This is a genomic window from Streptomyces sp. NPDC111628 (genome assembly GCF_055635195.1).
Genome location: NZ_JBVKBZ010000001.1, coordinates 731,156 through 755,622, shown reverse-complemented (window position 1 = coordinate 755,622; position 24,467 = coordinate 731,156). Strand labels below are relative to the sequence as shown.

Here is a 24,467-nt window from a genome sequence, read left to right as displayed (position 1 = left end):
GGTCAGTGCTTGGCGGGGAGGAAGCCCACCTCGTCGTACGCCCGGGCGAGGGTCTCGGCGGCGACGCTCCTGGCCTTCTCCGCGCCCTTGGCGAGGATCGCGTCGAGCGTCTCCGGGTCGTCCAGGTACTGCCGGGTGCGCTCCCGGAAGGGGGTGACGAACTCCACGACGACGTCGGCGAGGTCGGTCTTGAGCGCGCCGTAGCCCTTGCCCTCGTACTTCCGCTCCAGCTCGGCGATCTCGGCGCCGGTGAGGGTGGAGTAGATCGTCAGGAGGTTGCTGACGCCGGGCTTGTGCTCGCGGTCGAAGCGGACCACGGTGTCGGTGTCCGTGACCGCGCTCTTCACCTTCTTCGCGGTGGCCTTCGGCTCGTCGAGGAGGTTGATCAGGCCCTTCGGGGTGGCCGCCGACTTGCTCATCTTGGCGGTCGGGTCCTGAAGGTCGTAGATCTTCGCCGTCTCCTTGAGGATGTGGGCGGTCGGGACGGTGAAGGCGTCGCCGTAGGTCTGGTTGAAGCGGTCCGCGAGGTCGCGGGTCAGCTCCAGGTGCTGGCGCTGGTCCTCGCCGACGGGGACCTGGTCGGCCTGGTACAGCAGGATGTCGGCGACCATCAGCATCGGGTACGTGAACAGGCCGACGGTGGTGCGGTCGTTGCCCTGCTTGGCGGACTTGTCCTTGAACTGCGTCATCCGGGAGGCCTCGCCGAAGCCGGTGATGCAGTTCATCAGCCAGCCGAGCTGGGCGTGCTCGGGGACGTGGCTCTGCACGAACAGGGTGCAGCGGTCCGGGTCGAGGCCGGCCGCGAGGAGCTGGGCGGCGGCGACGCGGGTGTTCTCGCGCAGTTCCTTCGGGTCCTGCGGGACCGTGATCGCGTGCAGGTCGACGACCATGTAGAACGCGTCGTGGGTGTTCTGCATGTCGACCCACTGGCGGACGGCGCCGAGGTAGTTGCCGAGGTGGAACGAGCCGGAGGTCGGCTGAATACCGGAGAGCACGCGGGGACGATCGTTGGCCATGTTCACCATTCTCTCAGGCTTCGGCGGGCGGTCGGGCACTGGTTCGGAACAGGGGGGGCTCCATTCCGGACCCGGCGGTGTAACAAGGGCGGGGAGCAAGGGCGGGGACGGAGGGGGTACGGCGTGCGGTGGTGCGCGGGAGCGGGAGCGGCGATGGCCGCGGTGCTGTGGGCGGGGGTGCCGGGGACCGCGGTGGCGGACAGTACGGCGCCCCTGGTGGATCCGGACGTGGCGGTGATCGTGTGGACGGGCACCGGGCGCACCACGTCCTGGCACGCGGGTGAGCGGGACTTCGACCGGCTGCGGAGCCTGCTCGACCCGTCGCGCTCGGAGACCGAGCCGGTGCCGGAGGACTGGACGCGGGACCACCGTCCCCCGGTGCGGTTCACGGTCCTGTGGGGGCTGACCGGGGTCGGTGGCTGGCCGCAGACGGAGCGGGCGCCGGGCGGGGACGTGGCGATGCTGCGGCAGGACCAGCTGTTCCTGGCCGGGGACGGCACGCCGTGGGTACGCACCGATCCGGCGCCGGACGTGGCGGACGACGACATCCGCTGGCACCGGGTGCCCCCGGACACCTACGCCCGGCTGGTCGACGAGGGCTTCCTCGCGAAGGACGGGACCGGGGCCGGCGCCGGGGGCGGAGGGGGCGGGCCGGACGGCGTGTGGTGGGCCGCCGCCGGGCTCGGGGCGGGCGTCGCGGGGACGCTGCTGACACGCCGCGCGGCGGACCGGTACCGTGCCGGACCGCCGCGCGGGGAGCCGCGTCAGGAGCTGATCGACCTCTAGGGGTGTCGCGGCCCCTCAGCCGAGGTCGATCTCCGGGTACAGCGGGAAGCCCGCGACCAGGTCGGTCGCGCGGTGCGCGATCTCGTCGGCGACCTTCGCGTCGAGGACGTGGGAGGCCTTGGACGGGGCGCCGGACTTGGTGGTGCCGGGCTCGGTGGCGGTGAGGACACGGTCGATGAGGCCCGCGACCTCGTCCATCTCCGCCGTGCCGAGACCGCGCGTGGTCAGCGCCGGGGTGCCGATGCGGATGCCGGAGGTGTACCAGGCGCCGTTCGGGTCGGCCGGGATGGCGTTGCGGTTGGTGACGATGCCGGAGTCGAGGAGGGCGGCCTCCGCCTGGCGGCCGGTGAGGCCGTAGGAGGACGCGACGTCGATCAGGTTGAGGTGGTTGTCGGTGCCGCCGGTGACCAGGGTGGCGCCGCGCTTGGCCAGGCCCTCGGCGAGGGCGCGGGCGTTGTCCACGATGCGCTGGGCGTAGTCCTGGAACGCGGGCTGCCGGGCCTCGGCGAGGGCGACGGCCTTGGCGGCCATGACGTGCGGGAGCGGGCCGCCGAGCACCATCGGGCAGCCGCGGTCGACCTGGTCCTTGAGGGAGTCGTCGCACAGGACCATGCCGCCGCGCGGGCCGCGCAGCGACTTGTGGGTGGTCGTCGTCACGATCTGGGCGTGCGGGACCGGGTCGAAGTCGCCGGTGAGCACCTTGCCCGCGACCAGGCCGGCGAAGTGCGCCATGTCGACCATGAGGGTCGCGCCGACCTCGTCGGCGATCTCGCGCATGATCCGGAAGTTCACCAGCCGGGGGTACGCGGAGTAGCCCGCGACGATGATCAGCGGCTTGAACTCGCGGGCGGAGGCGCGCAGGGCCTCGTAGTCGATGAGGCCGGTGGCCGGGTCGGTGCCGTAGGAGCGCTGGTCGAACATCTTGCCGGAGACTTCAGTAAGCGCAGTAAAAGGTTACCCTTGCCCGCATGAGCGCACCCACAACGACCGACGTGTCATGGACCGAGGCAGAGCTGAGGGAGCTTGCCGACATGGAACGCATGTCGGCAGACCTCCCCCAGGATGCCCGCCGAGCCCTCCTCTCCGTCCGCCTGTCCGTCCTGACGGACGAGACGACCTCACCCGCCCGCACGGAACTCGACCTCCGCCGTGACGCCCTCCGCCGTGGCTGGCGTGTCGTCGGCGTTGCGCGGGATCTCAACGTCAGCGCTACCAAGGTCCCGCCGTGGAAGCGTAAGGAGCTGGGCGAGTGGCTCAACAACCGCGTGCCTGAGTTCGACGTGATCATGTTCTGGAAACTCGACAGGTTCGTACGCCGCATCAGCGACCTTCACGTAATGATCGGCTGGTGCAAGGAATGGTCGAAGGATCTCGTCGCACTTAATGACCCCATTGACCTGTCCACCGAAATGGGTCAGGTGATGGTCACCCTCATCGCAGGAATGGCCCGCATTGAAGCGGTGAACACTGGCACCCGCATTTCCTCCCTCTGGAAATATTCGCGCAACCAAAAGGATCGCTGGCTTATCGGTAAGCCGGTATACGGCTTCACCACAGAGCAGTCAGCCGAATACCGCATTCAGGTGATTCACCCGGAGCAAAAGCGCGTGTTGCGCTGGACATACGAGATGCTTAAGCGCAAGCGTTCCGTTTCCCGAATCATCTACATGTTCCGCCGCGCGGGTATCCCCTCGGCCACGGGTAAGGAGTGGGGGGCTACGACCCTTTCCAAGCTCCTCAAGAACCCTGCCCTGATGGGTTACAAGGTTTACAAGCCTGAGGGATCTAACCCCAACATGCCTTCGCAGATCGTCTACGGGGATGACGGAAACCCTGTCGTCCTCTCAAAGGGTGTATTCGAGCCCGAGGAGTTCGAAGAGATTCAGGCCCTCCTCACTAAGCGACCTGGAGCAACACGAGTCCCCTCCACCAAAAAGCGTTCCCGCTTCTTGGGGGTAGCCAAGTGCCCCCACTGCGCCGGAAACCTGAAGAGGGACCGTCAGGAGAAGAAGAACCGTAAGGGGGAAACGAAGGTCTATGACTACCTTCGTTGCAGTCAACCTAAGCACATGTGTCCCGGCTTTACCGTCCCGAATCCTGAAGAGGTCTATGGGGTAATGACTGACGTTCTCCTGGGAGAACTGGGTGACATGGAAGTTGAGTATCGGGAATACGTGCGCGGCGCAGACACTGCTAAGAGGGTTACCAACCTTCAGGCATCCCTCAAGTACTACATGGAGGGGTTGAAGCCGGGCGGCATGTTCGCGGTCGGTGGTTACGTTCAGAAGGAGGCGCAGGAGTCCCTTACGAGGCTGAATAATGAGTTGTCCGAGATCGACCCTGAGACGACCAAAGACCGATGGGTGTACAAGAGCCAGGGAATCACCTATCGGCAACGCTGGCAGAAGGAAGGGCAGGAAGCAATGGAAGAAGACTTGGTACGGTCTGGTGTCAAATTCGTGGTACACAGTGCGGAAGTGTGCGACCTTCTGTTGCCCGAGCAGCTTCGTGAAAGCCTCATCATGAAGAAGGATGAGTTCCAAAAAGCGTTCTGACAGCACAAAGGCCCGCCCCAAGTGGGGCGGGCCTTTTCACTTCTCCAGCACCTTGACTAGGCGCTTCTCTCCAGTCTTCGACACTGCGTAGACGTTAACGGTCAAGGCTTCTTCCCCCAGTCCAACACCTTGGCTTCGTAGCCAGTCTCAGTGCGCCACACAACACGGAATACGCCTGCCGCCTGTAGGCGGGGAAGGCATCGATAGCAGGGAGCACGAGTCACGTACACGGTGCCCCCATCAAGGTCTTCACGCCTCGCGTGAATCAACAGGTTCTCTTCGGCATGGATCGAAATACAGTTGCCGTAGTCACTGCCTGGAGCAACGGCACCAGGACAAGGCCACACAGCCCCGCACGCACAGGAGTTGGGGTCATAGCCGCCCGAGGGCAAGGCGTAGTGCCGTCCACGGGGACAGAAGCCCTCTAGACAGCCTTTCTCCCCCGCAACCGTCCCGTTGTAGCCGGACATGCAGACACGGCGCCTGCGGTCCAGGAGGACTGCACCAACCTTGCTCCTGGTGCAGTCCCCCCGAGCTGCTACAGCGTCAGCTATGCCGAGCGCCCATCGATCCCAGCTAGGCCGGTCAGAAGGGTGCTGGTTCAGGGCTCTCCCCAATGATGAATCGGTGGGTCACGTCCTCGTATCCGGGCAGGGCGTAAACCGTCGCTCGCCTCAGGCCCTTACCTCCATGCCGGACGTACACGCCCCGGAGGGAGTTACGAACGTTCTCCTCCGTGTAGGCCAGCCTGTGATCCGGGCAGCCGTACGAGATCAGATACTTAGGCAGTCGCTCACTCACAGTCCATCTCCATCTCTTCGTACATCAGGCATTAGCCTTCTTCAGCATCTCTTCGAGTACGCTCATCTTCATTGCACAGCGGTGAGCGACGCCCCACTCTTGCGCGTGTACGGCGTTCTGCTGGCATTCCCGAAGCTGCGCAAGCTTGTCAAAGATGGCGCTCTTCAGCTTCTCGTCAGCAACAGTGACCGTGACGGTTACCTGATCTCTCGGGACGTTCCGCAGATCGATGTAGGCGTTGTCCCAGGTTGCATCCTGGCCATAGCGCGGAAACGCAGCCATTACTCTCCCTCACTCTCCGAAACAGTCACTACCTGCACACCCATAAGGCCTATCCACGTATCCGTTGCCATGTCCTTGGAAAGGTCGGCCGGCACACCGGAGGCAACAGCCTCCGTATAAACGGCTCCGACAATCCGAGCAGAGGCCAGGGCGTAAACACCCTTCTTCTCCAGGCTCTTGGCGTTCAGTTCCTCCTCCAGGCCCTCAACGAGGTTCCCAAAGAGGTCGTCCGGCTGCTTCTCGTTCTCACCCATCAAATCCCCCTAGTGCTTACTGTCTTCGAGTTCCAGAACGGAACCCCAGGACCGTCCACCAATCTCGGCGTCAGCCGGGATCAGCAGACCGTTAACGGTGAACTGCATGAGCCGCGCACACTCACGAGAGAGTTCCTCGGCCTCCCTCACGGGGAAGCTAAAGACCAACTCGTCATGAATAGGCAAGCGGCAGTACTCCAACAGGCCTGCCCGGTCGATCTCGATTAGGGCCCGAGCCGTCACGTCCCTGGAGCCCCCCTGAATGAAGTAATTGAGCGCTCGGAACCACTTACCGTGGTCCACCACCAGGCGGCGCCCGGTAGCCGTGTAGACGTAGCCGGTCTTACGGGCCTCGTCGGCTAGCTTTCGTCCAAAGGCCCCGACACCTGGATACGTTGCGGCGAACGCGTCCAGGACGGCCCGCGCCGTTTCTTCATCAATGTGGGCCTGCTCCATGAGAGCGCCCCAACCGCCCCCATACACGGTCAGGAAGTTGGCCATTTTCCCGATCTTGCGAGCAACCCCAGCGGCATCGGCCGTTATCTGGTGGAGGTCATCACCGTTCAGGAACGCGTTAAGCATCGTCCTATCACGAGAGAACGCAGCCAGATAGCGAAGCTCCATGTTGCCGAAGTCGATAGAGCACGAGACGTGCCCCTCTTCGGCGAGGAACATGTGCCGCACATACCCGTCTCCCGACGGGAATGTCTGAGCCGGGATGCTTCCCGAAATCGACATGCGGGACGTGCGGGCGAGGAGACTATTGATGCTCGCATGCACCCGATCGTTCGAGTCTCGGCCGTTCAGCGCCCGCTCGAACCACGTCTTACGCCACTTACCGGCCTTACGCGACTTGATTACCGCGTCTGCCATCGGATGATGGAGGCCCGAAAGGACTTCATCATCTGTCGACAGTTGGCCCTTCTTCGTCTTCTTGGTGAGCTTGATACCAAGATTCTTGAAGGCTTCTACAAGCTGAGGACCGGAGTTGGGATTCTCGACGCCGTATGACTTAGCGACCAGTTCCCACTTCTCTTGTTCCTCGGCTAGCTCCGCACTGCGCTTCTCGGCGTACCCAACATCAAGTAGGTATCCCTTCCGCTCCAGCTTGGCCGTGATGTGCGCTAGCCGATGTTCCCACCCAATGAGCCCCCGCTCTTTCGAGCGGAACGGAACAAGCTTGTAGAGGATTTGGAACAGGCGGTAGGCGAGGGCCGGGTCCATACCTGCGTACAAGTTGTACTCGTCATCATCCACACTGACGAGTGCCCAAATCTTTTCCTTAGTGGTCTTGTACCGCTTGGCAATAGCGGTCATCGACCCCTTTACTTCATCAGCCGTCTTAGCGCAGATATAGAACTTGGTCAGCTCTTCGAGCTTGAGCCCCGGTCCCTTCTCTCGAACCGCTCTGCCGTCGACAAGGTGTGCAAGCTTGGACGTGTCCCACGTCTTGGGCGCTAGGTCTTCCATGGGAATCCCTAGGCACTGCTCAACCACATGAAGGTCAAAGGTCCCGTTGTGGGCTACAAGCCAATCCAACTTGGCCAGGGCCTCACGGGTGGCCTGAGCGAACTCAGGCCCCTTCTCGACAGGGATAACCCAAGTCTCACTGCCTGTGCCGAACTGAGCGAGCCTCAGCCGAAATCCTCGGTCTGAGTCCCACCAGTCAAGCCCTGTGGTCTCTGTATCGAATCCGGCTATCCGATGGCGGCTGATCCAGTCCCTGAAGTGGGGGAGGTCTTCTGCGGTCTCAATAACCCGGATGTGGACCGGGCTTCCCTTGATGCTGTAGTGAATACTCCTCAATGGCCCCCCGTTTCAGGCGCTAGAAAATGACGTAGATCAGAAAGAGCAGAGCCCCGAGGAAACCGAGGGCGGCGCCGAGCACGGCAAGCAGGCCGTAAGCCAGTCCTCGGACAAGGCCGTAGACGAAACCGATGAAGAACTCTCGCAGCTCAATCACGGCGCAACCCTTCCGTTGTCTGCAAAGGCGAGATACGTAAGAGGCATAGCGTTACCAAATGCCTCCTCCATCTGAAGCGCCACCTTCTCTATCTCTTCCTGAGGGAAGGAAGGGAATGCGGATTCAGGGAACCGAGTACGCAGCCCAAGGAAGTGCATCAGGGACCGCGCATTGCACGTTGCGTAGTACGACGTGTAAATGCCGACCGGCAGCACCGTTCGTGCCACCTCACGGGCAATACCCTTGCTGAGCATTGCCCGGTAGTTGAGGTAGGCGAGTTCGTAGGCAATTGGCATGTTGAAGTCAATGGCGTTCCACTGCTCTTCTGTGCCGTCAACGTACTGATAGGCACCAGGCTTTCCTACCTGCTTAAGCGGTCGGTCTCTGGGCGGCATGTAGAAGACACCTTCCAGTTCCTTATACCGGCCGCTCTCCTCGTTGTAGCTCCATCCCGCACGGTGCCTCATGTGCTCTCGGGCCACGAATATCGGAGCTTCCACAAGGAAGGTAAAACTGGTGTGCTCGAAAGGCGAACCATGCCGATCCCTCATCAGATAGTTGATGAGTCCCGCGGGCTTGGTGTCCGACCCCAGAGAATCCAGCCCCTGAGTAGAAACACGTGCAGCCTGTACAACATCTGCATCGGTGGCACTGGCCTTGACCAGAGTTACCTTCATATCGCTGCGAAGCGTTATGTCACTCACTGAGTTACTCCAAAGAGAAAGGGGGCCGGAAGACCCGGCCCCCTAACTGGTGCCTACGGTTTAGCGGAACTCGCCCGTTTTCTGGTCCTTCCAGAGCGGGTCACACTGCTCGTGCTTCTCGCGTGCCTGGCAGAACAGAGCGGACCACGGGCCCTTGGCGCCCTGGCCCTCACGGAGGGTCCGGCCGTGCGGGCAGGAGTCGCCGTCTGCGGCCGGTGCCGCCTGCGTCTGCACCTTGCCTCCGGAGAACCGCTTGGGAGCCGCAGCAGACGCCTTCTGGGCGTCGTTGGGCTTGTGTGCCGCACGGACGGCAACAGCCGCGTGAGACACCATGTCGACCACGCCCTTATCGGCGAGGGCCTTCACCAGGTCCACGACGTTCTGAGCGACCTCGTCGGCCGTCTCGCCGTACACCTTGGGGGTCAACCACTCGGCCTCAAAGCCAGAGCCGCTCTTCAGGGTCAGGCCGATGGCGAACTTGTTTGGCTTAGCAGCAACAGCAGTAGTGGTGTCGGTCATAGGCGTAGCCTCCTGGGGCTGCTTCTGGTCGGCCCACGGGTTAGGGCCGGAAAATGGGCTAGGGGTGCTCAATTGACCTCACTAGATTGGACATGCGCCGGATGCGCAAATCTCGTCGTAACTCGTGTCGGTGGATTCGTCGTCGCTGATGTGCTTAATCAGGGCGTCGTACTCGTCCTTGGTGATCCGCTCATATGGCGGCTGCTCGAAGCTCATTTCCGGGAAGACGGTTGTTCCCTTGAGCTTCGGAAGGTACGGCTTCAGGGCCTTCATGAGGTCGTCAGCCGTGTACTTCTTCGGGTCGACATTGATGGTGTAGGACACTGCCTGATCAGCCCAGTACTTTTGGTACATGGCCTGAACCTTCAACATGTGCTCTAGTCCCAGATCCCCAGCATGCTCAAAAGCATCTCCCACAGTGCTGACAAGAGCGTCCTTAGTCGGGATCGAAACGACCGACGTGTTCGCCGCCTGCTTGTCTGGTTCAACGTGGTACCCCTTCCGCCTGTACTCCTCGACCTGCGACACCTCCGAAGGCTCTAGGTCCGAGAAGCGAATCCTGCGGATGAAGTAGCCAGCGAAAGGCGGGTGCGTCGCCTCACCAGACACACCGGCAAGCTTCGAGGTCGTTCCTGTGGGAGCGATTACCCGAGACTTGATCGGCACGGGGATACGCAAGGTGTTCGCATACTCCCGTGCTGCCTGGTCTACGACTGACGCCATGTCTTCGAGCAGCCACTGAACAGACCACGCGTTAGACACACGGGAATACTTGATTCCCGACTTCACGAGATAGTCAGCGAACCCAAAGTGCCCGACACCGATACGCCGATACTTGGCGATGGCCTCGGCCGACTTGGGGTCAGCTACCTCGGCAAAGGTGGCACGGATCAGGTACCGCGTAAGCAGCCTGTGTGCCTCCTCAAGGCCCTCATAGTCCAAGTCGAGCCCACCCCGCGCAAAGGCACCAAGGTTGACAGAGCCGAGATTGCACGGCTCCCAAGGTGTCAGCGTCGCTTCTCCGCATGGGTTAGTGGTGAAGGTACCGTCAACCTCTCCAACCGCTGTCAGAAACGAGTTCCAGATGCCCGGCTCACCGTTCCTCAGCATGCCTTCAGCAATGCGTCGGAACACCAGGCCGGCCCGTGAATTCGGATCGTCCAGACCAGCAATGAACGCGTCGTCAATCTCAACGCTTACATTGGTTGTCCAGTGGCCCTCCAAAGCCTTTACCGCTAGGAAGTTCTCAATCAGCGGATCGTTCCAATGCATGATTGACATGCGAGCGGAACGGCGTACACCACCCGAGATGATGCACTGGGCTATGGAGTGGTCAATGTCCATGGCATCGAGCCCGTTAAGGCGCCCGTCGAGACGGCACGCCCGGCTCAGAACAGCCCCCACCTCCTTCAGCATTTGACCGAACGGCAGCGGCCCTGAGGCCGTACCGCCGAACTGCTTCAGAGGGGCTCCCTTGGGGCGTACGCGGGTCACGTCGTACACGCGCGCCTGGTGCACGGTGTTGGGGTCCATGGAGGTCCGTACAAGGTCCCCCAGGGCCTCAGCCCAGCCTTCTCGGCTGTCCCCGACCTCATAGGCCCCGGTCCACTCGTGGCTGTACTCCGTGCTGATCAGCCCGGCCTCTACGAGGTCGAGATAGTCAGCGTGATCGGGGTTGCACACGATGTGCACCTCTACCGGCACCACCACGTCAGGGAACTTGGTCAGGTATCGGCTGCTGTAGTTGCTGCCGACTCCGCCCCCTTCCGCGAGCCTCAAGAGGCTAAAGGTGAAATGCTCCTCTGGCTTCTCCGGATTCCACCCGGCCGCCCAACAGTTGTTCAGGGCAAAGTTATTCACCCCACTGCTCTTGAGATGCCGTCCAGCCGGAAGAACCTTAAAGGTTCGGATCAGGTGGAGAAGCCTTTCCCGCTCCCCCTCCTCAATGTAGCGAGGAGCTACAAGAGAAAGGTTGCCGTCTACGACACGGGTTACGGTCTCTTCCCAGGTCTCTTGGTGACCATCCGGCTTGACTCGGGAATAAGTGCGCTTGAAAACGGTCTCTGCCGTCTCGGTTAGAAATTCGGTCATGCAGTCACCTTTCGTAGGTCTCGATTCATCTGACGCGCCAGGGCATCTACGGCCCGGTTTGAAGCCTTGCGCTCTGTGTCATCGACAGGAGGCAGGCCGTACACATAACGGCGCATCAGGATTGCCCTGGTGGCCTTCGGCAGCTTATTGAGCGCCAGAGAGGCATCTAGGCGGGCAGTCATCAGGCTGTCAGTGATTCGGCACTTCAGGAGGTCGTCATACCGCCCGATGAGCTGCCCTATCTCCTCATCACTGATGACGAAGGACTCAATAGCCTGCCGAGCCTCTTGGGGCGTGTAGTAGTACTGCCCGTCCTGCACGTCTCGTGCATCCCTCTCAGCGCTGGCGTACTGCTGCCCCACCTTCTTGCAGAAGGCGTAGAGGAAGGTGTCGTCTCCCCAGTTCTCTTCGAGAGACTTCCGACGCTCATACGCGTTCAAAAGAATCTGCTGCTTTACGTCGTCCTTCTCTACGACAGCCCAGCTTGCAGCAATCGAGCGTGAGACCTTATCGGCAACCTCCGCCACGTGAGCCCAGTCAACCTCTGCCATTAGTTCCCCCGCTTTGCGAAGCGCCCCCCGGCGCCCCGCGATATCTTTCCGTACCGAGTGCCTTCCACCACGAAAGAGCCATCCCGGCGAATGTCGACAGCGACCGGCGATACGTCGTGATCTCCGACATAGAGAATGCCGAAGCCGCTTTGCCAGTTAGCCACGGCCCCAGGTCCCAGGTACTGAGCCTTTCTCGGGTCCATGATGTGGCCGACTTCGAAGCCCCAACGCATTCCCCCGAGATGCGATGGGCCGTGCCGTCGGATGCCGAGCCGGTGAGTGTGGCCCATGACGAGATTCATCGTGGCCTTACTCGCGTGGCCGTAGGCCGTTGTACCGGCGATACTCGACAGTCCCTTGATCTCGTGGCCGTGGATCAGGCCGGTATCTGGGCCCACCTTGTGAAACGGCGGGGTGAGGTCGATACCGAAGCTGTTGAAATCCAGCAGCTTGGAGAAGTGGAAGTCGTCGGCAAACTCGGCTAGAGCCGGGGCTTTGGCGGAGAGGTAGGTTCGCGGCCGAAGGTCATGGTTACCCTCCAGGACCCCGAAGGGGCCGTCGTAGACGGCCCGGATCGGTTCGAACACCTTGCGCTTCGTGATCTCGGAATCGCTCTTTACCTGCTGCTGGTACTCGTATCGAGTGCCTTCGTTCCAGCGGCTTGGAGTCTCGTAGTCGTTCAGGTCCCCGATCTGATACAGCTCGTCGGGCTGGTAGTCCTTGAGGAAGCCCACCACGTTGTTGAATGCCTTCGGATCGTGGTAGGGCACCTGTAGGTCAGAGATAACTACAACACGCTTCAAATGGTCTCCCCCGTCGCCTTTGCGTAAGACTCCCCCCAAGGCGTCTTCTCGTCCTGGTAGCTCTGTACCGAATCCAGGACGTTGACCATCTTCGGGGAGATGTTGTCCAGGAGGCGCGGAATCATGTTGAGTGCCGCGTGCCCCTCCTGCTCTGCCATCGCCTCAAGAGAGACGCCCAACCGATGGAGGACAACACCGACCACGCAGCCCGCGCTTACCGGGGTCCCGTCCTCGTCGTTGTGGACGTAGAAGCACTTACCGCCGCCTATGGGGGCAGGCGCCATGTATTCGGGCGCGGAGTAGACGTACTCCGGACGCTCGGAAACGACCTGCCTGAGCGTTTCCTTGACCTGCTCATCCGTAACGGTGATCACTTCTTGTTCCCCTTCTTAAAGCACTGCGGATCGTCGATTACTGCGATGGCCTTACCGGCAGAGTCACCGGCTCGTGTGGTGAATACGCGATGCCCGAAGCCGTCGCACTTGTCAGCAAAGTTGGCGTATCCGTCGGGCATTGAGTGAATGCGTGCCGGCCCGTCGTCCTTGTATTCGACCGGAGCGTCATTCCAGGGCTCCCCGAAATTGGAGCAACCAGAAAGCGCGAGGGCCGCGCAGAACGCGGCCCCCACAACAGCAAGACGCTTCACGCCTTGGTCTCCGCGTACGGGTCCCCGTAGGTGCCCTCGCTCCGGGCCTTATCGAAGGCATCGCCCCAGGCAACGCCCTTGTCCTGGTGGGCCTGGAGCCTGCGAAGGAACGTCTGGACGCGGTAACTGACGCCCGTCACACCGGTGAGCGACATGACAACGTGCGCGCCCTGCGTCTCGGCCTCCTCCAGGTCTTCCAGGGGCACGCCCAGGCGGTTCAGGAGGTTGCCGACGATGCAGCCTGCCGACTTGTTGCCCTCCTTGTCCTTGTGGACGTAGTAGCAGAGTCCGAATTCAGACGCCTCCGGGGACTCGTAGACCTTCTCCCGGTTCTCCTCCACGAGAGAGCGGAGGGAGGTCAGAACCTGCTTGTCAGTCAGGCGGATGCTCACTGGTTTTCTCCTGTCGGAATTCTTTGATCCATCGCCGCTCTTCGCGACGCTTTGCTATGCGCTTGTTCTGCCGTCGCTCTTTGCTGTAACTCCTGCCGTTCCTCGCCACATCTGCGGGAGGGTCAGCCGAACAGCACTTGCAAAACCACTTCAGCTCATGGCTTCTTCTGAGCATCCCGCTCATTGATCACCTGGAAGTCGGCTCGGTAGATGGCGTGCGGCGGCACAAACATGTGGTGGCCGTCGCTTACCTCCACGAACATGCCTTCGTCTCTCAGCACTGCTGCGGCATCCGACATGTCTTCCTTGAGGTGCTTCGATTCGACGTCGGAAACGGTTGTTGAGTGGTATTTGATCGTTCCTGCGGGATCGCGGTACTGAATGGACACCTCTACGTCAACCATTGCCCTTTGCCTTCTCAACTCGCTTGATCTCCCGCTGTACGTACCAAAGGGCCTTATTCAGGTCCTCAAGTTCCGTATCCGGGTTCTTACGTCCGGCTCGACACAGGTACTTGACCGCGTTACCCCGGTTGGTTATCAGGTGCTCGATAAGGTCGATGACCTCAATGCCGTTCGGAAGCCACGTGTAGTGGTCCGGGTGGTTCACTGGGTCTGACTTGCTACTCAAAGCCCGATCCTTTCCAGAAGGCCCTTAGCGCCTTCGAGAAGGTACGTGGAGTTGGAGTCAAGATTGCCGGTCATCTCGACAATTTTTGCGTTGGGCATCTCAGCCGCCAGTGATTCCATGAAGGTGAACCCTGCGGCGTCCTCTGAGATCAGGTAGACCGTCTCGTATCCGAGGAATGCAGGCGACCAGTAATCCCGCCATGTGCCTGTCCCAGGAGCCCCTACGGCCGCTATTCCGGCCGCATCCCAAGACATGGTGTCGAACTCTCCTTCAACGACCACCAGGACGCGAGAGGGACGAGTAAGAGCAGCCGTATTGAAGATCCGCGGGGGGTCTCCCGGAAGGCTGTTGTACTTGCCTCCTTTGTGGTCGTGCTGCTCCTTCTGACCCAACTCGAACAGGTACCGTCCGTCCGAGTCCTTAACGCACTCGTCCTTGACACAGCGGAAGCGCACTGTGGCTACGCTGTCTTCTCCGCCTGCCGGACGGAGATACGGGATAGCTAGGTGATCCCGATACCGCTCATGCCCAGGTATCGCCGAACCGACAAACCCCAGACCGAACCGAGTTGCTACGTCGTCCAGGCCTCGGGCCTTGACGTACTCCTGGGCCAGACTCCCCGGATACTGCTCGTGGTACGTCTTGGCCATCTCCAGCGAGTTGGCTACTCGCGTATTCCTTGGCTTGAGTGAAGCCAAAACTTTTCTCCCTCATGATTACCGCGTATGAGTCCTCCGAAAGATTGCAGGCGAAACAGTTCCACCTGTTCTTATCGAGATCCACCGAAGCGGAAGGATTCGAGTCCGGGTGATCTGGAAGGGGGCAAGGAATCTTCACCCTGCCCCCGTCGCGCGTCGTCTCGAATCCATAGAAGTGGTTGAGGACCCTACTTATCGGCGGCTTCCACTGGGATTCGCTCACCGTTGGGACCAACCTTGTACGTCGTGACGGGGAAGTCGTAGCGCCGAGCTGCCGCCTGCCACGTCTCGTGGGTGCCCCGCCAATTTCGAGACCAGGCGGGGCCCTGCGTCATGTCAGACACTTAGAGCGCGGACACGTACCCGGAGGAGTACGGCTTGGGCTTCGGCTTGGTCAGGAGTCGGATGGACCCCGGCTCCAGGTGGCCCCTGTAGCGGGCCACGATGCCCTGCCCCGACAGGGCGTAGTACACGGCGTCCGTGTGCTTCCGAGGACCGTTCTCGGAGTCTCCGATGATGCTTCCCGTCAGGGTTGCAAGGGCCTCGGCCTCCTCCTTGGAAAGGGTGAGCGTCACGGTTTCCGTGGTAACGGGCTTACGGTTCTCAACGGCCTTCGCCATGGTTATTCCTTAGGTCAGAAGTGGGTGAAGAAAGGGAGTGCCGGCTCAGTAAGAGCGGGGGTTCGAGCGGAGCCGCGCCGTGCCCTCGTAGTGCTTCTGGAACTTGTTGTCGACGCCCTGACCGGAAAGGGCCCAGTAAACCGAGTCCGCGTGCTTGCGCGGGCCGGTGAGCGAGCTACCGGAGACGTTGCCGGTGAGGACGAGAATTGCCTGTGCCTCCTCCTCGGAGAGGGTCAGGGTGTAGTTCTTCTCGACAACGGTCTTCGTGGTCTTGTTCGCCTCAGCCATTTTTGTTCTCCCCATCGTGGGTGTATCTCGGCCCGAGTACTTCCCAGGCCGGATAGTGCTCTAGATAGTCCGCTGCCCGCCTTAGAACGTCCGGCCGGTCCCTTGCCCCCCGTGCAAGGAGCTGGCCGTTACAACGGGCACACAAAAGGCCGCGTACCGCCTCTGTCTTGTGACAGTGGTCCACGGCCAAGTTGGTTTTGCGTGTCTCCCTACAGATTGCGCAGCGGCCCTCCTGGAACTCAAGGAGTTTTCGGTAATCCTCTGCGGACAGTCCATAGGTTTTTTGGATTCTGGCATCTCGTGACGCCTTCCTCCGCGTTGCCTTCCGGCAGGAAGAACAGGTCTTCCCCCGAGGAGTAAAGAACTTCTCAGACCTGTTCTTACCGCACTTCTGGCACTTCCTGTAGCCCTTTTTGGGCTCAGCCACTAGGCCCCCGTTCCTATGGCCTTCTCCAGTCGGGCCATTTCCTTAAGCCGCGCGGACTCGTCCACCTGCATAAACAGGTCGAACAGCGGGATAGCCGTGCACATGTCGGTGTCCTTGATGTGGATTACCGCCGTCTTGATTCCCCCGTTGGCGACACCGATAAGCACCTTCGAGAGCTTGAAGACGTTCAACCGCTTGCGGTCCGTGATCTCTACCACGAGAGCGACGCCTTCAGTGTCCATCCCAGTCAGATCCAGGTCCGGGAACTTGTTGCCCAGGTCGAATCCGAATTCCCGAGTGGCCGTGAATCCGCCGTCGAGCTTCTTCTTAGCCGGTGCCGTGCACGTGCTCAAGGTGACTCCCTATGTCCCCGCAACACAAGTGATTTTCTTAGACGAGAGCGGGAAGCTCTTCGTCGACCTCTTCCAACCGGAGATTCGACCGGTTGAGTCGGAAACTCGCAAACGTGTTTCCAGAAGAGTCCTCAAAGCCCTCTCGGTTCTTGACCGGGGACACATGGAGAATGCGGCTGTTCATGCCGTCGATCTCCTTGTGAATGGTCAGGATCAGGGAGGGCACTCGGCTGATCTGGCCCTTAACTCCGCTGAGCGGAATCGGATTCAGACCATCGGCCCACTCGCCCTTGACGTGGTGAAGTCCTAGCACATGCGCGTTAGTCACCTTCGCCATTTCCGAGAGGTACTCACACAGGCCTTCAAGACCGAATGTGTAGCTCTCGGCATCACCTACTGTCCCCGTGTCAACGTTTGTGACGTTGTCCACGATGATCAGGTGAGGGCTAATGCCGTAGACCTCGTAATAACACAGCAGGTCCCTTTCGATATCCGATGGCTTCGGCCGTGCGTCGAAGTTGTACCGCATCCACCATCGGGCGCCCAGGACTTTTGCGTAATCGCTGAAGTCGCCTTCCAGTAGGGCATCCTTTACGACCTTGGCGTCATCGCCAGTAATCATGGAGGTTGCCCGCGCTGTCTGCGTGGCCGGTGAAGAGTCCGCCGAGAAGTAGTAGGCGGGCACATTCCCCTGCGTGGCCAGCATGGCAGCAAACAGACTTTTACCGGTTCCAGGACCAGCCGCGACCAAAGAGAACTCTGATCGTCGGAACTCGACCTCTAGCCGGGACAAGCCCTTGAACGTGTGTGGGATCGGTTCCCCCGCCGCTCCCCGTATGTCTACGGACTGAGCTAGTGAGTACACGAACCCACCTCCTTTCTAGCCGACCACCCGCCATCACCGCAACGTGAATTGCGAGGCCCAAAAAAGCCGCCGTGTCGGCGGGCGATCTACTTACAGAATATGCCAGCGGCAGCGTCACCGCAACGTGATTTGTCTACCGCCTCTTAAAAGTGCAGGCGTGCGAAACATCACAGAAACGGCAGCCGAAGCCAGGGGCAGGGGGAAAGTCCCCTGCCTTGACTCCTGCGTCCATGCGGGCGTACTTCTCCCCTACCTCATCTTCGGAGACTTTAGAGAGGTCAAGAGGACGGCTCAGGCCGTTTCTCTTGGCCATGTACCAGTCACCCTTGTTCACCACCAAACCCAAAGCCTTGCGTACGAGAATCGCGTACGTCTCCAGTTGGAACCTGCTCTTGGTGCTTCCGGTCTTGAGGTCCCGAATCCGTACCGAGCCGTCAGGCTCCTCGGGGAGCTGGTCTATGTAGCCCTGCACGTTGACCCCGCCAATCTCGGCAGTCAGGTGCAGTTCGACGCCCGGCTTCCCCTTCTCGTCCTTCCACAGGGTCGGACCGTTCTCCTCGGCCCAACGTACGTACGCCTTGGCCTGGTCCCGTCCGAGGACGTACCGAGACTCAATGTCGGTAGCTCCGTCAGGGCCTGCCGTCATCCACTGCTTCAGGTCTGGCGTCTTGTTCAGATCCTTGTTTACTGCGGCTGCATAATCCTGGCTGAACAGCTCAGCCACGAATTCGGCGTCTGCACGCCGGCCCCCAATCTCGTATGTCTCGATCGCACCATGGAAAGCAGTTCCCTGATGAGACCAAGCAGCCGGGCGAGGGGTAACCCCTTCAACCCGGCGTAGGTAGTAAGCGTGAGCGCACTTGTCTAGGTACTGCTCTGTCTGTGAGACAGAGCGGGTCATATTCCGTACGCGTTCATATCGATCAGACAAACACAACTCCCCTTGGCTGCCCAGGGGGGCAAGCCGGGTGCACCAAATGCACCTTGAACGTGCTCGACATAGGTAGCGCGCTATGTGGCTCCCTATGCACGTCCGTCGTGATGATGCGGTCCCGCCAAGGCGGTCCCCCCAATTCCTGTTCCCAACGCTCCAGGGCGTCTATGTCCTCAGGGAACATCACGTCAGACTCCGTGACAAGCCAATAAGTTCCCAGGTCCCGCGTGGTCACCCGAGTAATGATCACGCCCTCGTGGGCCTGGTCCTCCCGCCCTATGGTCTGCGCCCCCCGCAGCGCAGACAGCAGCTCGGCTCTCGTACCCGACTCCGCAGCGACAACCCCCACGCTTCCCACCCCGCTCCGTTCGGCCACGTTCGAACACCCATCCGAACGTTCTGCTGATCGACTGTAACCGGCCGTGGGCGGATGGCAACCCTCCATTTAGCTGTGACACATGTCACATCTTCACGAGATGTTCACGGCACAACCAAATAAGGCCCGTGCAGGTCATAGCCTGCCGGGCCTGGTGCGACGTACCCCGTTGTACGTCGCGTCAGTAGCTCATCCGGGACACGTCAACTTGCACCGTGTGCAGGAGGGTTGCCCTCCACTTGCTTCACTGGGGGCCGTTTGTGCACGAAGGGTGACAGCCTCTGCGGGTCCCTGGGGGCGCCTTCCGGCCACCTCACGACCAGATCCCCGTCACTGTCCTGCTTGGGCACGTAGGTGAAGCCCTGGCCGTCCAGGAGGGCCAGAACCTGACCATCGCCCACGCGGTTGAGAAACGCCTTCAAGTCCTTCTCGGCCCGTTCGGTCAACTCCTCGCCTCCACGCTTGCGGAGAAAGTACCGGAGACCTCGGAACGGAGCTTGATTCACAAGTCTTCGCTTATCTGGATGGTTAGAGATATCCCAAGGGAGGGCGGCAGTCGTCTTACTCGAAGGGCCGACCATTCGAATGCCCATTTTTTCGAGCCTGTGAGAGACGGCCGTCCGATCGACGCCATACTTCTTGGCAATGCGTACTGTGTTCCAACCAGCAGAAAGCAGCTTATGAATCTCCAAGTCACTCTCTGGGAGAGATCCCATTGTTCTTCCTTACTGGTGAGGGCTAGCACAACTGGGGACGTTAGTTGCTCAAGGTTACTGGCAAGTCATGATCGATCCGGCGGAGACTACCACCCCCAGCCTACTTAGTCTGATCCGTGGGTGTCCTGCTTTCATCGATGGCATGTGACCTACGTCTCACCTTAGCCCTCCCCTGTCCTCCCTGTCTCGACAGGACACCTACGTATGTAGTGAGAAGAAGTTAAGAGACAGAACAAACAGACTAACTGCTCTCTGTAGTTAGTTCAGTGACTTACAGTCATCTCTTACTCTCTAAACATCTTGTAGAAGTTTGCATTACCTAAGGGGTTCCCCCTTCCTCTGTTGAGTCTCCTCGGTGAGTCGCCTCGGCCCGAGTGGAGAGCCAGAGGACATGTGCCCCCTGCGCTAGATCAGTACCCGCAGGGGGCACCAACTCTTCCCTACGGCTTACCGCCAAGGCTCAAGCCAGCCTTAAAGGTTAGTCACGAGATCGTCACGGAGGTGGCCATGCCTAGAGCTGCTTCCATCTGCTACCGCCAGGGGTGTCTACGCCGGACCGTGTACCGGGGCCGATGCGAGGAGCACGCTCCCCCGGCCTGGGAGACCAGGAGCGCCAGGAACAACGCCAGAGGGCCCGAGCAACGGGCCTGGGAGCGAAGCATCAGGCCTCACGCCCTGGCGCGCGACGGCTTCGCCTGCGTGGCCTGCGGAGCACGTGAGGGCCTGGAGGTCGACCACGTGAAGCCGATTGCCCGAGGGGGCTCCTGGAGCCTGGAGAACGCGCAGACCCTGTGCGAGGCCTGTCACAGGGCCAAGTCAGTACGAGACCGGCACAGCCGGTAGAACGGCCCTTAGCTCAGTCACGGGAGAGCACCGGAGTGAAACCCCGGGCGCGGTGGTTCAAGTCCACCAGGGCCGACAAAGGGAACGGGAAAACCGCTGGGATTTGCGGAGCGTCGGTGTACGGCGTGGGTTGGTCTCCGGGGGTTCGAATCCTCGCCTGTTCCCGACCAACGATCATTAGCTCAGTCCGGTTAGAGCACCGCCCTGATATGGCGGGGGTCCCTGGTTCAAATCCGGGATGATCGACTGTGTTCGTAGATCAATTGGCAGATCGCCGCGTTGTGGTCGCGGTCGTTGTGGGTTCGAGTCCCACCGAACACCCTGCTTCCTTAGCTCAATGGATAGAGCGCTGGCCTGTCGAGCCGGTGGCTGCCGGTTCGAGTCCGGTAGGGAGCGCAATGGGTTGTGTGGTGTAACTGGTAACACGTCTCTTTTGCAAGGAGAAGTAGCGGTTCGAATCCGACATGATCCACCAAGGACCGGAGTAACGAGGATGGCGGTACGTCCGTACGGCTCGCCGGTCCGATGGCACGTAGCTCAATGGGAGAGCACCACTCTTACAAAGTGGGGGTTGTCGGTTCGAGTCCGACCGAGCCAACTGGTTGCAGACAATAGGCCGTGACTGGCCGACGATACGCGACCCTGGGTGAAACCGGCCCCGAGTACTGCGCCTAGTCAGCGTACGGGAAACGGGCGGCAAGTAACCCTTAATGACGTGTAGCTCAATGGCAGAGCAGGGCACTGTTAATGCTCGGGTTGCTGGTTCGAGTCCAGCCATGTCAGCGAGAGGGTTCCCGGCATGAGCCAAGCGGGATAAAGCAAAGCGGGCGAGGCGGCCCCGCCCTCGTGAAAGTGGGGTAGCTCCCCTTAGCCTGAAACTCCCCCTGATCAGGGGACGGACGGCTAGCGCGTTTCGTCTAGCGGCCTAGGACTCTCCCAGTCACGGGGGAAACGCGGGTTCAAATCCCGTAACGCGCCTCATGCCCTTGTAGCTCAACTGGATAGAGCAGCCGACTTGTAATCGGCAGGTTCGGGGTTCGAGTCCTCGTAGGGGCCCCATTCTCCGTTCGTATAGCGGCATTACATCGGGCTCTGGACCCGAAGAGTGTGGTTCGAATCCATGACGGAGAGCTTTAGCGGGATAGCGCAGTTGGTAGCGCGTCGGGCTCATAACCCGAAGGCCGTGGGTTCGATCCCCACTCCCGCCACGCAGGGAAGACACGCATATTAGTTGAGGGTTCTCGATCGGGGCGTGTCATGAAACCGGTTGGTTGCCGGGGCCACATTCGACCAGCCCCATGCAGGGTGACGACCTTGTATGCGGCTGGCTTGGTTCAGTAGCTCAGTTGGAAGAGCGGGGCACTCTTAATGCTCTGGTCGTAGGTTCGAGTCCTACCTGAACCACAGGGAGGCGTCTCGTGTGTAACTGCGCAGTGCACGCCTGAATGAAGCAGTGGTTAGGTAGTAGAGCGGCCGAGTGCGCCCGACGCAATCGGGAGACGCCGGTTCGAATCCGGCCCTATGAATCACTGCGGCTATCCGACGGCGAGACCCGGATGGCCACTTGCCCGCTTACGCGAATTGGCATAGCGGTCTGTCTTAGGAACAGATGTTTGGGGGTTCGAGTCCCTCAGCGGGTACGGAGCTAGCGACAACCCAGAAAGCGATGGGCTCTGAGGGGCATGCACCCCCCTTGCCGGTATAGGCGCCTCGGCATCGCTAGCGATAGGTCATTGTGTCAAATGGAAGCACAGCCGGTCTCCAAAACCGGACGGCACAGGTTCGATTCCTGTTGGCCTAGCATCTGTAGTTATCGCCTCTGTCTTGTTGGTCGACTCGGAGATATGCGGTAGCTACCCCCACCCTGGCGTTATACGAGGTGGCCCGGACATACAGAGCCGGGGAAATCGGCGCAAGCCCTCATACCCATGTATCGACCCTTGGGGAGGGCTCCTCTGGCTATAGCTCAGTAGGTAGAGCGCCTGGTTTGGGACCAGGAGGCCGCAGGTTCGAGACCTGCTAGCTAGACCACACGCGTTGAGTGCTGGGACACAAGGGGGCCTGTAAAGCCCTCGGCCTGAGGGCCTCGCAAGGTTCGATCCCTTGGCAACGCACCCACACAGTCCGGCCCCCGACCTGGGGGCCGTTGTTGTTACCACAGCGGGGGTTGATGCAGGAATGTACGAGGACGACCAGGAGCCGGGTCCGCGCCTGCGGGACGCAGCCCAGCCCAACCGGGCCCAGGAGGGCCGCAGTTGGCGCCAGGAGGCCCTGTGGGAGCTGGACGACCTAGCAGACCTCTACCCCGGGCTACCGGGGGTGCGCCTGTGACCCGAGGCCCCTCCCCCAGCCCCAACGCTCGACGACGCAACGTCCACGAGCACGCCCAGGAGCTGCCCGACGAACCGCAGCCCGGCCGGTCCCTCCCGAAGGCTCTGGGAGTCACCACAGGAGGCGCACGGCGCTTCTGGAAGACCTGGAGCCAGGCACCCCAGACAGCCACATGGGTTGAGACCGATTGGGCTGAACTGGAGATCACGACCAAGTTGGTTGACGAGTTCTTCAAGGGCGATACCAAGTTGGCCGGTGAGATCCGTCAGCGAGTCGCCAAGTGGGGCGCCACGGTCGAGGACCGTAACCGACTCCGCATGAAGATTGAGGACCCGGACGAAACCCCAGGTGAGGGCACGCCGGCCAGCACACCAAACGACAATTCCGTGACTGATGAAGAGCTGTTCAAGTTCCTGAGTCAAAGCTAAATAGGTGGTGAGGTTTCTTGCAGACTGGAAACCTCCCGCCCGGAGTACCGAAGCCTTCCGAGACGCTCGGGTATCAGGTCATCCGCTGGTGTCAGAAGTACATCGTTCAGCCTGACGGAGAGAACGCAGGTGAACCATGGGAGTTCACTAATGAACAGCTCCGCTTCGTGCTCTGGTTCTATGCCATCACCCCGGATGGTCGGTGGCAGTACGCAGCAGCCACGCTCAGGCGGGCAAAGGGCTGGGGGAAGACGCCCCTACTTGCTGCCCTTGCCGTGGTCGAGTTCATCGGCCCCTGTAGGTTCAGTCACTTTGATGCCTTCGGCCTTCCTGTAGCCCGACCGGTCCCCCTGCCTGTTGTACAGCTCGGGGCAACGTCTCTGGACCAGACGGAACAGACCATGGACTTTATTCGTGGTCTCCTGTCCGAGTCCCCGGCCGAGAAGGAATACGGCCTGGACATTGGGAAGACCACAGTTCAGTTCAAGTCGGGTAAGCCCGGATCAATCAAGCCGCGGGCCACTGCTTCCCGAACTAACGAGGGAAATCGACCCACGTTTGTACTCATGGACGAGGTACACCACTGGGTGGGCTCGAATGGGGGCCCTGACTTCTATCAGGTGCTGAAGCGAAATGTAGAGAAGACGACCAAGGCAGGGTCCCGCTGGGTTTGCACCACTAACGCGTACAACCCCAATGAAGACAGCGTCGCTCAGATCATCCACGAATCCGAGATGGTCTCTCAGGACTTTTGGCTGTACGACTGCCTTGAAGGCGGCATAGCCGTTGAAGACATTCGGGACGAGGAAGCCGTCAGGGCCGCTCTCGTCCAGGCCTACGGAGACGCATCCTGGGCTGACATTGATGGCCTGACTAAGACGATCCTCTATGACCGTACGACGCCGGACAGCACCTATTGTCGGTTCTTCTTCAACCAGATTGCGGAGTCCTCCGACGGTTGGATGAGTAAGGCTGAGTGGGACGCCTGTTACGAACCTCCGGATGAGGACCCGATTAAGCCTGGAGATCAAATCGCAATCGGCTTTGATGGGTCGATCCGTGGAGACTCAACAGGTTTGGTAGGCGCCCGCCTACGTGATGCCAAGCTGTTCGTTATCGGCGTATGGGAGCGTCCCGAGAACGCTCACGATGACTGGGAAGTTGACGTGTTGGCCGTAGAGGCGGCCGTTCAGCGGGCTTTCGAGATGTACCGCGTCGAGTGGTTCTACGCAGACCCGCCTTACTGGCAGGAAAACATTGGCCGTTGGGCCATCGAACATGGCGAAGACTACGTCTTTGAGTTCTGGACCAACAAGCCAACCAGAATGACCCAAGCCATTGAACGCTTTCGAACTGCTGCCATGGTTCAGGACCTGAAGCACGAAGGTGATTCACGGCTGAGCCGGCATGTCCTTAACGCCGTAACTCGTGAAGTTCCCCAGGGAATCCTGATTCAGAAAGACTCACCCCGCTCTAAGCGGAAGATCGACCTAGCCGTATGTGCCGTACTCGCTATGGAGGCGAGAGCAGATGCCATCGCAGATGGACGACTCAAGATACGTAGGAGCCGCGTAGTCGGCTTTTAGGAGGCCTTG

The 24,467-nt window shown here is 60.7% G+C and carries 31 protein-coding genes, 13 tRNA genes and 1 pseudogene; 19 read left to right on the top strand and 26 right to left on the bottom strand.

Features of this window, described 5'->3' with window-relative positions; translation table 11 throughout:
- Positions 1 to 2: 2 nt before the first annotated feature.
- The gene (gene trpS / locus ACZ7MF_RS03805; protein ID WP_471474308.1) at positions 3 to 1,016 is read right to left on the bottom strand and encodes a tryptophan--tRNA ligase; all 1,014 of its coding nucleotides are present in this window, start codon (positions 1,014 to 1,016) and stop codon (positions 3 to 5) included.
- A gap of 123 nt (positions 1,017 to 1,139) precedes the next feature.
- Here trpS and ACZ7MF_RS03800 point away from each other — a divergent pair, with 123 nt between their 5' ends.
- Positions 1,140 to 1,802, top strand: coding sequence for a hypothetical protein (locus ACZ7MF_RS03800; RefSeq protein WP_471474306.1), 663 nt, complete (start codon positions 1,140 to 1,142; stop codon positions 1,800 to 1,802).
- A 15-nt stretch (positions 1,803 to 1,817) separates the two neighbouring features.
- Here ACZ7MF_RS03800 and ACZ7MF_RS03795 read toward each other — a convergent pair.
- Positions 1,818 to 2,735, bottom strand: a pseudogene (locus tag ACZ7MF_RS03795) (aminotransferase class I/II-fold pyridoxal phosphate-dependent enzyme); the annotation flags it as partial.
- A gap of 35 nt (positions 2,736 to 2,770) precedes the next feature.
- Here ACZ7MF_RS03795 and ACZ7MF_RS03790 point away from each other — a divergent pair.
- Complete coding sequence (locus ACZ7MF_RS03790) at positions 2,771 to 4,357, top strand: recombinase family protein (RefSeq protein WP_471474304.1); 1,587 nt, start codon at positions 2,771 to 2,773, stop codon at positions 4,355 to 4,357.
- A 101-nt stretch (positions 4,358 to 4,458) separates the two neighbouring features.
- On the opposite strand, the gene ACZ7MF_RS03785 is transcribed toward ACZ7MF_RS03790, so the two are convergent.
- The 24 genes from ACZ7MF_RS03785 to ACZ7MF_RS03670 all read right to left on the bottom strand — a co-directional run bounded on the left by ACZ7MF_RS03785 (position 4,459) and on the right by ACZ7MF_RS03670 (position 19,270).
- Positions 4,459 to 4,974, bottom strand: coding sequence for a deoxycytidylate deaminase (locus ACZ7MF_RS03785; RefSeq protein ID WP_471474303.1), 516 nt, complete (start codon positions 4,972 to 4,974; stop codon positions 4,459 to 4,461).
- Between the two features lie 208 nt (positions 4,975 to 5,182).
- A complete protein-coding gene (locus ACZ7MF_RS03780; protein ID WP_471474302.1) occupies positions 5,183 to 5,440 on the bottom strand; it encodes a hypothetical protein in 258 nt (85 codons plus the stop codon).
- Complete coding sequence (locus ACZ7MF_RS03775) at positions 5,440 to 5,694, bottom strand: hypothetical protein (RefSeq protein WP_471474301.1); 255 nt, start codon at positions 5,692 to 5,694, stop codon at positions 5,440 to 5,442. The genes ACZ7MF_RS03780 and ACZ7MF_RS03775 overlap by 1 nt, the downstream gene beginning before the upstream one ends.
- Positions 5,695 to 5,703: 9 nt before the next feature.
- Positions 5,704 to 7,500 carry a DNA polymerase gene (locus ACZ7MF_RS03770; protein ID WP_471474300.1) on the bottom strand — a complete coding sequence of 599 codons (1,797 nt, stop codon included), beginning with the start codon at positions 7,498 to 7,500 and terminating at the stop codon, positions 5,704 to 5,706.
- Positions 7,501 to 7,519: 19 nt separating this feature from the next.
- Positions 7,520 to 7,657 (bottom strand): hypothetical protein, encoded by a 138-nt coding sequence (locus ACZ7MF_RS03765; RefSeq protein ID WP_471474298.1) that lies wholly within the window; start codon positions 7,655 to 7,657, stop codon positions 7,520 to 7,522.
- Positions 7,654 to 8,334: an FAD-dependent thymidylate synthase gene (gene thyX / locus ACZ7MF_RS03760; RefSeq protein ID WP_471475182.1), complete on the bottom strand. Its 681-nt coding sequence runs from the start codon at positions 8,332 to 8,334 to the stop codon at positions 7,654 to 7,656. The genes ACZ7MF_RS03765 and thyX overlap by 4 nt, the downstream gene beginning before the upstream one ends.
- A gap of 87 nt (positions 8,335 to 8,421) precedes the next feature.
- Positions 8,422 to 8,952, bottom strand: coding sequence for a hypothetical protein (locus ACZ7MF_RS03755; protein ID WP_471474297.1), 531 nt, complete (start codon positions 8,950 to 8,952; stop codon positions 8,422 to 8,424).
- A 9-nt stretch (positions 8,953 to 8,961) separates the two neighbouring features.
- On the bottom strand, positions 8,962 to 10,971 hold the full coding sequence (gene nrdJ, locus ACZ7MF_RS03750) for a ribonucleoside-triphosphate reductase, adenosylcobalamin-dependent (RefSeq protein WP_471474296.1): 2,010 nt from the start codon (positions 10,969 to 10,971) through the stop codon (positions 8,962 to 8,964).
- Entirely contained in the window at positions 10,968 to 11,522 is a 555-nt protein-coding gene (locus ACZ7MF_RS03745) for a hypothetical protein (RefSeq protein WP_471474294.1), read from the bottom strand. The genes nrdJ and ACZ7MF_RS03745 overlap by 4 nt, the downstream gene beginning before the upstream one ends.
- Positions 11,522 to 12,325: a metallophosphoesterase gene (locus ACZ7MF_RS03740; RefSeq protein WP_471474293.1), complete on the bottom strand. Its 804-nt coding sequence runs from the start codon at positions 12,323 to 12,325 to the stop codon at positions 11,522 to 11,524. The genes ACZ7MF_RS03745 and ACZ7MF_RS03740 overlap by 1 nt, the downstream gene beginning before the upstream one ends.
- Entirely contained in the window at positions 12,322 to 12,699 is a 378-nt protein-coding gene (locus tag ACZ7MF_RS03735; protein WP_471474292.1) for a hypothetical protein, read from the bottom strand. The genes ACZ7MF_RS03740 and ACZ7MF_RS03735 overlap by 4 nt, the downstream gene beginning before the upstream one ends.
- The gene (locus tag ACZ7MF_RS03730; protein ID WP_471474290.1) at positions 12,696 to 12,971 is read right to left on the bottom strand and encodes a hypothetical protein; all 276 of its coding nucleotides are present in this window, start codon (positions 12,969 to 12,971) and stop codon (positions 12,696 to 12,698) included. Before ACZ7MF_RS03730 ends, ACZ7MF_RS03735 begins: the two co-directional genes overlap by 4 nt.
- Positions 12,968 to 13,363, bottom strand: a complete 396-nt coding sequence (locus ACZ7MF_RS03725) for a hypothetical protein (protein ID WP_471474289.1) — start codon at positions 13,361 to 13,363, stop codon at positions 12,968 to 12,970. Before ACZ7MF_RS03725 ends, ACZ7MF_RS03730 begins: the two co-directional genes overlap by 4 nt.
- A 155-nt stretch (positions 13,364 to 13,518) precedes the next feature.
- Complete coding sequence (locus tag ACZ7MF_RS03720) at positions 13,519 to 13,752, bottom strand: hypothetical protein (RefSeq protein WP_471474287.1); 234 nt, start codon at positions 13,750 to 13,752, stop codon at positions 13,519 to 13,521.
- Positions 13,753 to 13,759: 7 nt separating this feature from the next.
- On the bottom strand, positions 13,760 to 13,993 hold the full coding sequence (locus tag ACZ7MF_RS03715; RefSeq protein WP_471474285.1) for a DUF3310 domain-containing protein: 234 nt from the start codon (positions 13,991 to 13,993) through the stop codon (positions 13,760 to 13,762).
- The gene (locus ACZ7MF_RS03710) at positions 13,990 to 14,607 is read right to left on the bottom strand and encodes a topoisomerase (RefSeq protein ID WP_471475181.1); all 618 of its coding nucleotides are present in this window, start codon (positions 14,605 to 14,607) and stop codon (positions 13,990 to 13,992) included. Before ACZ7MF_RS03710 ends, ACZ7MF_RS03715 begins: the two co-directional genes overlap by 4 nt.
- A complete protein-coding gene (locus ACZ7MF_RS03705) occupies positions 14,516 to 14,830 on the bottom strand; it encodes a CHC2 zinc finger domain-containing protein (protein ID WP_471475180.1) in 315 nt (104 codons plus the stop codon). Before ACZ7MF_RS03705 ends, ACZ7MF_RS03710 begins: the two co-directional genes overlap by 92 nt.
- Before the next feature lie 205 nt (positions 14,831 to 15,035).
- On the bottom strand, positions 15,036 to 15,266 hold the full coding sequence (locus ACZ7MF_RS03700) for a hypothetical protein (RefSeq protein WP_471474284.1): 231 nt from the start codon (positions 15,264 to 15,266) through the stop codon (positions 15,036 to 15,038).
- 90 nt (positions 15,267 to 15,356) lie between these two features.
- Entirely contained in the window at positions 15,357 to 15,599 is a 243-nt protein-coding gene (locus ACZ7MF_RS03695; protein ID WP_471474282.1) for a hypothetical protein, read from the bottom strand.
- On the bottom strand, positions 15,592 to 16,026 hold the full coding sequence (locus ACZ7MF_RS03690; RefSeq protein ID WP_471474280.1) for an endonuclease VII domain-containing protein: 435 nt from the start codon (positions 16,024 to 16,026) through the stop codon (positions 15,592 to 15,594). The genes ACZ7MF_RS03695 and ACZ7MF_RS03690 overlap by 8 nt, the downstream gene beginning before the upstream one ends.
- On the bottom strand, positions 16,026 to 16,379 hold the full coding sequence (locus ACZ7MF_RS03685) for a hypothetical protein (RefSeq protein WP_471474279.1): 354 nt from the start codon (positions 16,377 to 16,379) through the stop codon (positions 16,026 to 16,028). The genes ACZ7MF_RS03690 and ACZ7MF_RS03685 overlap by 1 nt, the downstream gene beginning before the upstream one ends.
- Before the next feature lie 37 nt (positions 16,380 to 16,416).
- Positions 16,417 to 17,244: an AAA family ATPase gene (locus ACZ7MF_RS03680; RefSeq protein WP_471474277.1), complete on the bottom strand. Its 828-nt coding sequence runs from the start codon at positions 17,242 to 17,244 to the stop codon at positions 16,417 to 16,419.
- Positions 17,245 to 17,377: 133 nt separating this feature from the next.
- Positions 17,378 to 18,145, bottom strand: coding sequence for a RecB family exonuclease (locus ACZ7MF_RS03675; protein WP_471474276.1), 768 nt, complete (start codon positions 18,143 to 18,145; stop codon positions 17,378 to 17,380).
- A 612-nt stretch (positions 18,146 to 18,757) separates the two neighbouring features.
- Positions 18,758 to 19,270: a hypothetical protein gene (locus tag ACZ7MF_RS03670; RefSeq protein WP_471474274.1), complete on the bottom strand. Its 513-nt coding sequence runs from the start codon at positions 19,268 to 19,270 to the stop codon at positions 18,758 to 18,760.
- Positions 19,271 to 19,777: 507 nt separating this feature from the next.
- On the opposite strand from ACZ7MF_RS03670, the gene ACZ7MF_RS03665 reads away from it, so the two are divergent.
- From ACZ7MF_RS03665 to ACZ7MF_RS03585, 17 genes are all read left to right on the top strand, one after another.
- Positions 19,778 to 20,113 carry an HNH endonuclease gene (locus ACZ7MF_RS03665; protein ID WP_471474273.1) on the top strand — a complete coding sequence of 112 codons (336 nt, stop codon included), beginning with the start codon at positions 19,778 to 19,780 and terminating at the stop codon, positions 20,111 to 20,113.
- A gap of 2 nt (positions 20,114 to 20,115) precedes the next feature.
- Positions 20,116 to 20,189: transfer RNA gene (locus ACZ7MF_RS03660), tRNA-Phe, on the top strand.
- 95 nt (positions 20,190 to 20,284) lie between these two features.
- Positions 20,285 to 20,359 (top strand) — tRNA-Ile (locus ACZ7MF_RS03655).
- 2 nt (positions 20,360 to 20,361) lie between these two features.
- Positions 20,362 to 20,434: transfer RNA gene (locus ACZ7MF_RS03650), tRNA-His, on the top strand.
- 2 nt (positions 20,435 to 20,436) lie between these two features.
- Positions 20,437 to 20,509: transfer RNA gene (locus ACZ7MF_RS03645), tRNA-Asp, on the top strand.
- 130 nt (positions 20,510 to 20,639) lie between these two features.
- Positions 20,640 to 20,711, top strand: a tRNA-Val gene (locus ACZ7MF_RS03640).
- Positions 20,712 to 20,824: 113 nt separating this feature from the next.
- Positions 20,825 to 20,896, top strand: a tRNA-Asn gene (locus ACZ7MF_RS03635).
- A 123-nt stretch (positions 20,897 to 21,019) separates the two neighbouring features.
- A tRNA-Asp gene (locus ACZ7MF_RS03630) sits at positions 21,020 to 21,091 on the top strand.
- Positions 21,092 to 21,095: 4 nt separating this feature from the next.
- A tRNA-Thr gene (locus tag ACZ7MF_RS03625) sits at positions 21,096 to 21,172 on the top strand.
- A gap of 76 nt (positions 21,173 to 21,248) precedes the next feature.
- Positions 21,249 to 21,321, top strand: a tRNA-Met gene (locus ACZ7MF_RS03620).
- Positions 21,322 to 21,444: 123 nt separating this feature from the next.
- Positions 21,445 to 21,517: transfer RNA gene (locus tag ACZ7MF_RS03615), tRNA-Lys, on the top strand.
- Positions 21,518 to 21,679: 162 nt separating this feature from the next.
- Positions 21,680 to 21,753, top strand: a tRNA-Leu gene (locus ACZ7MF_RS03610).
- Between the two features lie 86 nt (positions 21,754 to 21,839).
- Positions 21,840 to 21,914: transfer RNA gene (locus ACZ7MF_RS03605), tRNA-Trp, on the top strand.
- A gap of 154 nt (positions 21,915 to 22,068) precedes the next feature.
- Positions 22,069 to 22,144: transfer RNA gene (locus tag ACZ7MF_RS03600), tRNA-Pro, on the top strand.
- Between the two features lie 147 nt (positions 22,145 to 22,291).
- Complete coding sequence (locus ACZ7MF_RS03595; RefSeq protein ID WP_471474271.1) at positions 22,292 to 22,444, top strand: hypothetical protein; 153 nt, start codon at positions 22,292 to 22,294, stop codon at positions 22,442 to 22,444.
- A complete protein-coding gene (locus ACZ7MF_RS03590) occupies positions 22,441 to 22,872 on the top strand; it encodes a phage terminase small subunit (protein WP_471474270.1) in 432 nt (143 codons plus the stop codon). Before ACZ7MF_RS03595 ends, ACZ7MF_RS03590 begins: the two co-directional genes overlap by 4 nt.
- A 17-nt stretch (positions 22,873 to 22,889) precedes the next feature.
- A complete protein-coding gene (locus ACZ7MF_RS03585) occupies positions 22,890 to 24,458 on the top strand; it encodes a hypothetical protein (protein WP_471474268.1) in 1,569 nt (522 codons plus the stop codon).
- The last annotated feature ends 9 nt before the right edge of the window (positions 24,459 to 24,467 follow it).

Excerpts from the sequence above, each read along its gene's own strand:
- trpS (WP_471474308.1), bottom strand. The coding sequence starts at position 1,016 with ATGGCCAACGATCGTCCCCGCGTGCTCTCCGGTATTCAGCCGACCTCC.
- ACZ7MF_RS03790 (WP_471474304.1), top strand. The coding sequence starts at position 2,771 with ATGAGCGCACCCACAACGACCGACGTGTCATGGACCGAGGCAGAGCTG.
- ACZ7MF_RS03780 (WP_471474302.1), bottom strand. The coding sequence starts at position 5,440 with ATGGCTGCGTTTCCGCGCTATGGCCAGGATGCAACCTGGGACAACGCC.
- ACZ7MF_RS03775 (WP_471474301.1), bottom strand. The coding sequence starts at position 5,694 with ATGGGTGAGAACGAGAAGCAGCCGGACGACCTCTTTGGGAACCTCGTT.
- thyX (WP_471475182.1), bottom strand. The coding sequence starts at position 8,334 with ATGAAGGTAACTCTGGTCAAGGCCAGTGCCACCGATGCAGATGTTGTA.
- nrdJ (WP_471474296.1), bottom strand. The coding sequence starts at position 10,971 with ATGACCGAATTTCTAACCGAGACGGCAGAGACCGTTTTCAAGCGCACT.
- ACZ7MF_RS03745 (WP_471474294.1), bottom strand. The coding sequence starts at position 11,522 with ATGGCAGAGGTTGACTGGGCTCACGTGGCGGAGGTTGCCGATAAGGTC.
- ACZ7MF_RS03695 (WP_471474282.1), bottom strand. The coding sequence starts at position 15,599 with ATGGCTGAGGCGAACAAGACCACGAAGACCGTTGTCGAGAAGAACTAC.
- ACZ7MF_RS03675 (WP_471474276.1), bottom strand. The coding sequence starts at position 18,145 with ATGACCCGCTCTGTCTCACAGACAGAGCAGTACCTAGACAAGTGCGCT.
- ACZ7MF_RS03670 (WP_471474274.1), bottom strand. The coding sequence starts at position 19,270 with ATGGGATCTCTCCCAGAGAGTGACTTGGAGATTCATAAGCTGCTTTCT.
- ACZ7MF_RS03665 (WP_471474273.1), top strand. The coding sequence starts at position 19,778 with ATGCCTAGAGCTGCTTCCATCTGCTACCGCCAGGGGTGTCTACGCCGG.
- ACZ7MF_RS03595 (WP_471474271.1), top strand. The coding sequence starts at position 22,292 with ATGTACGAGGACGACCAGGAGCCGGGTCCGCGCCTGCGGGACGCAGCC.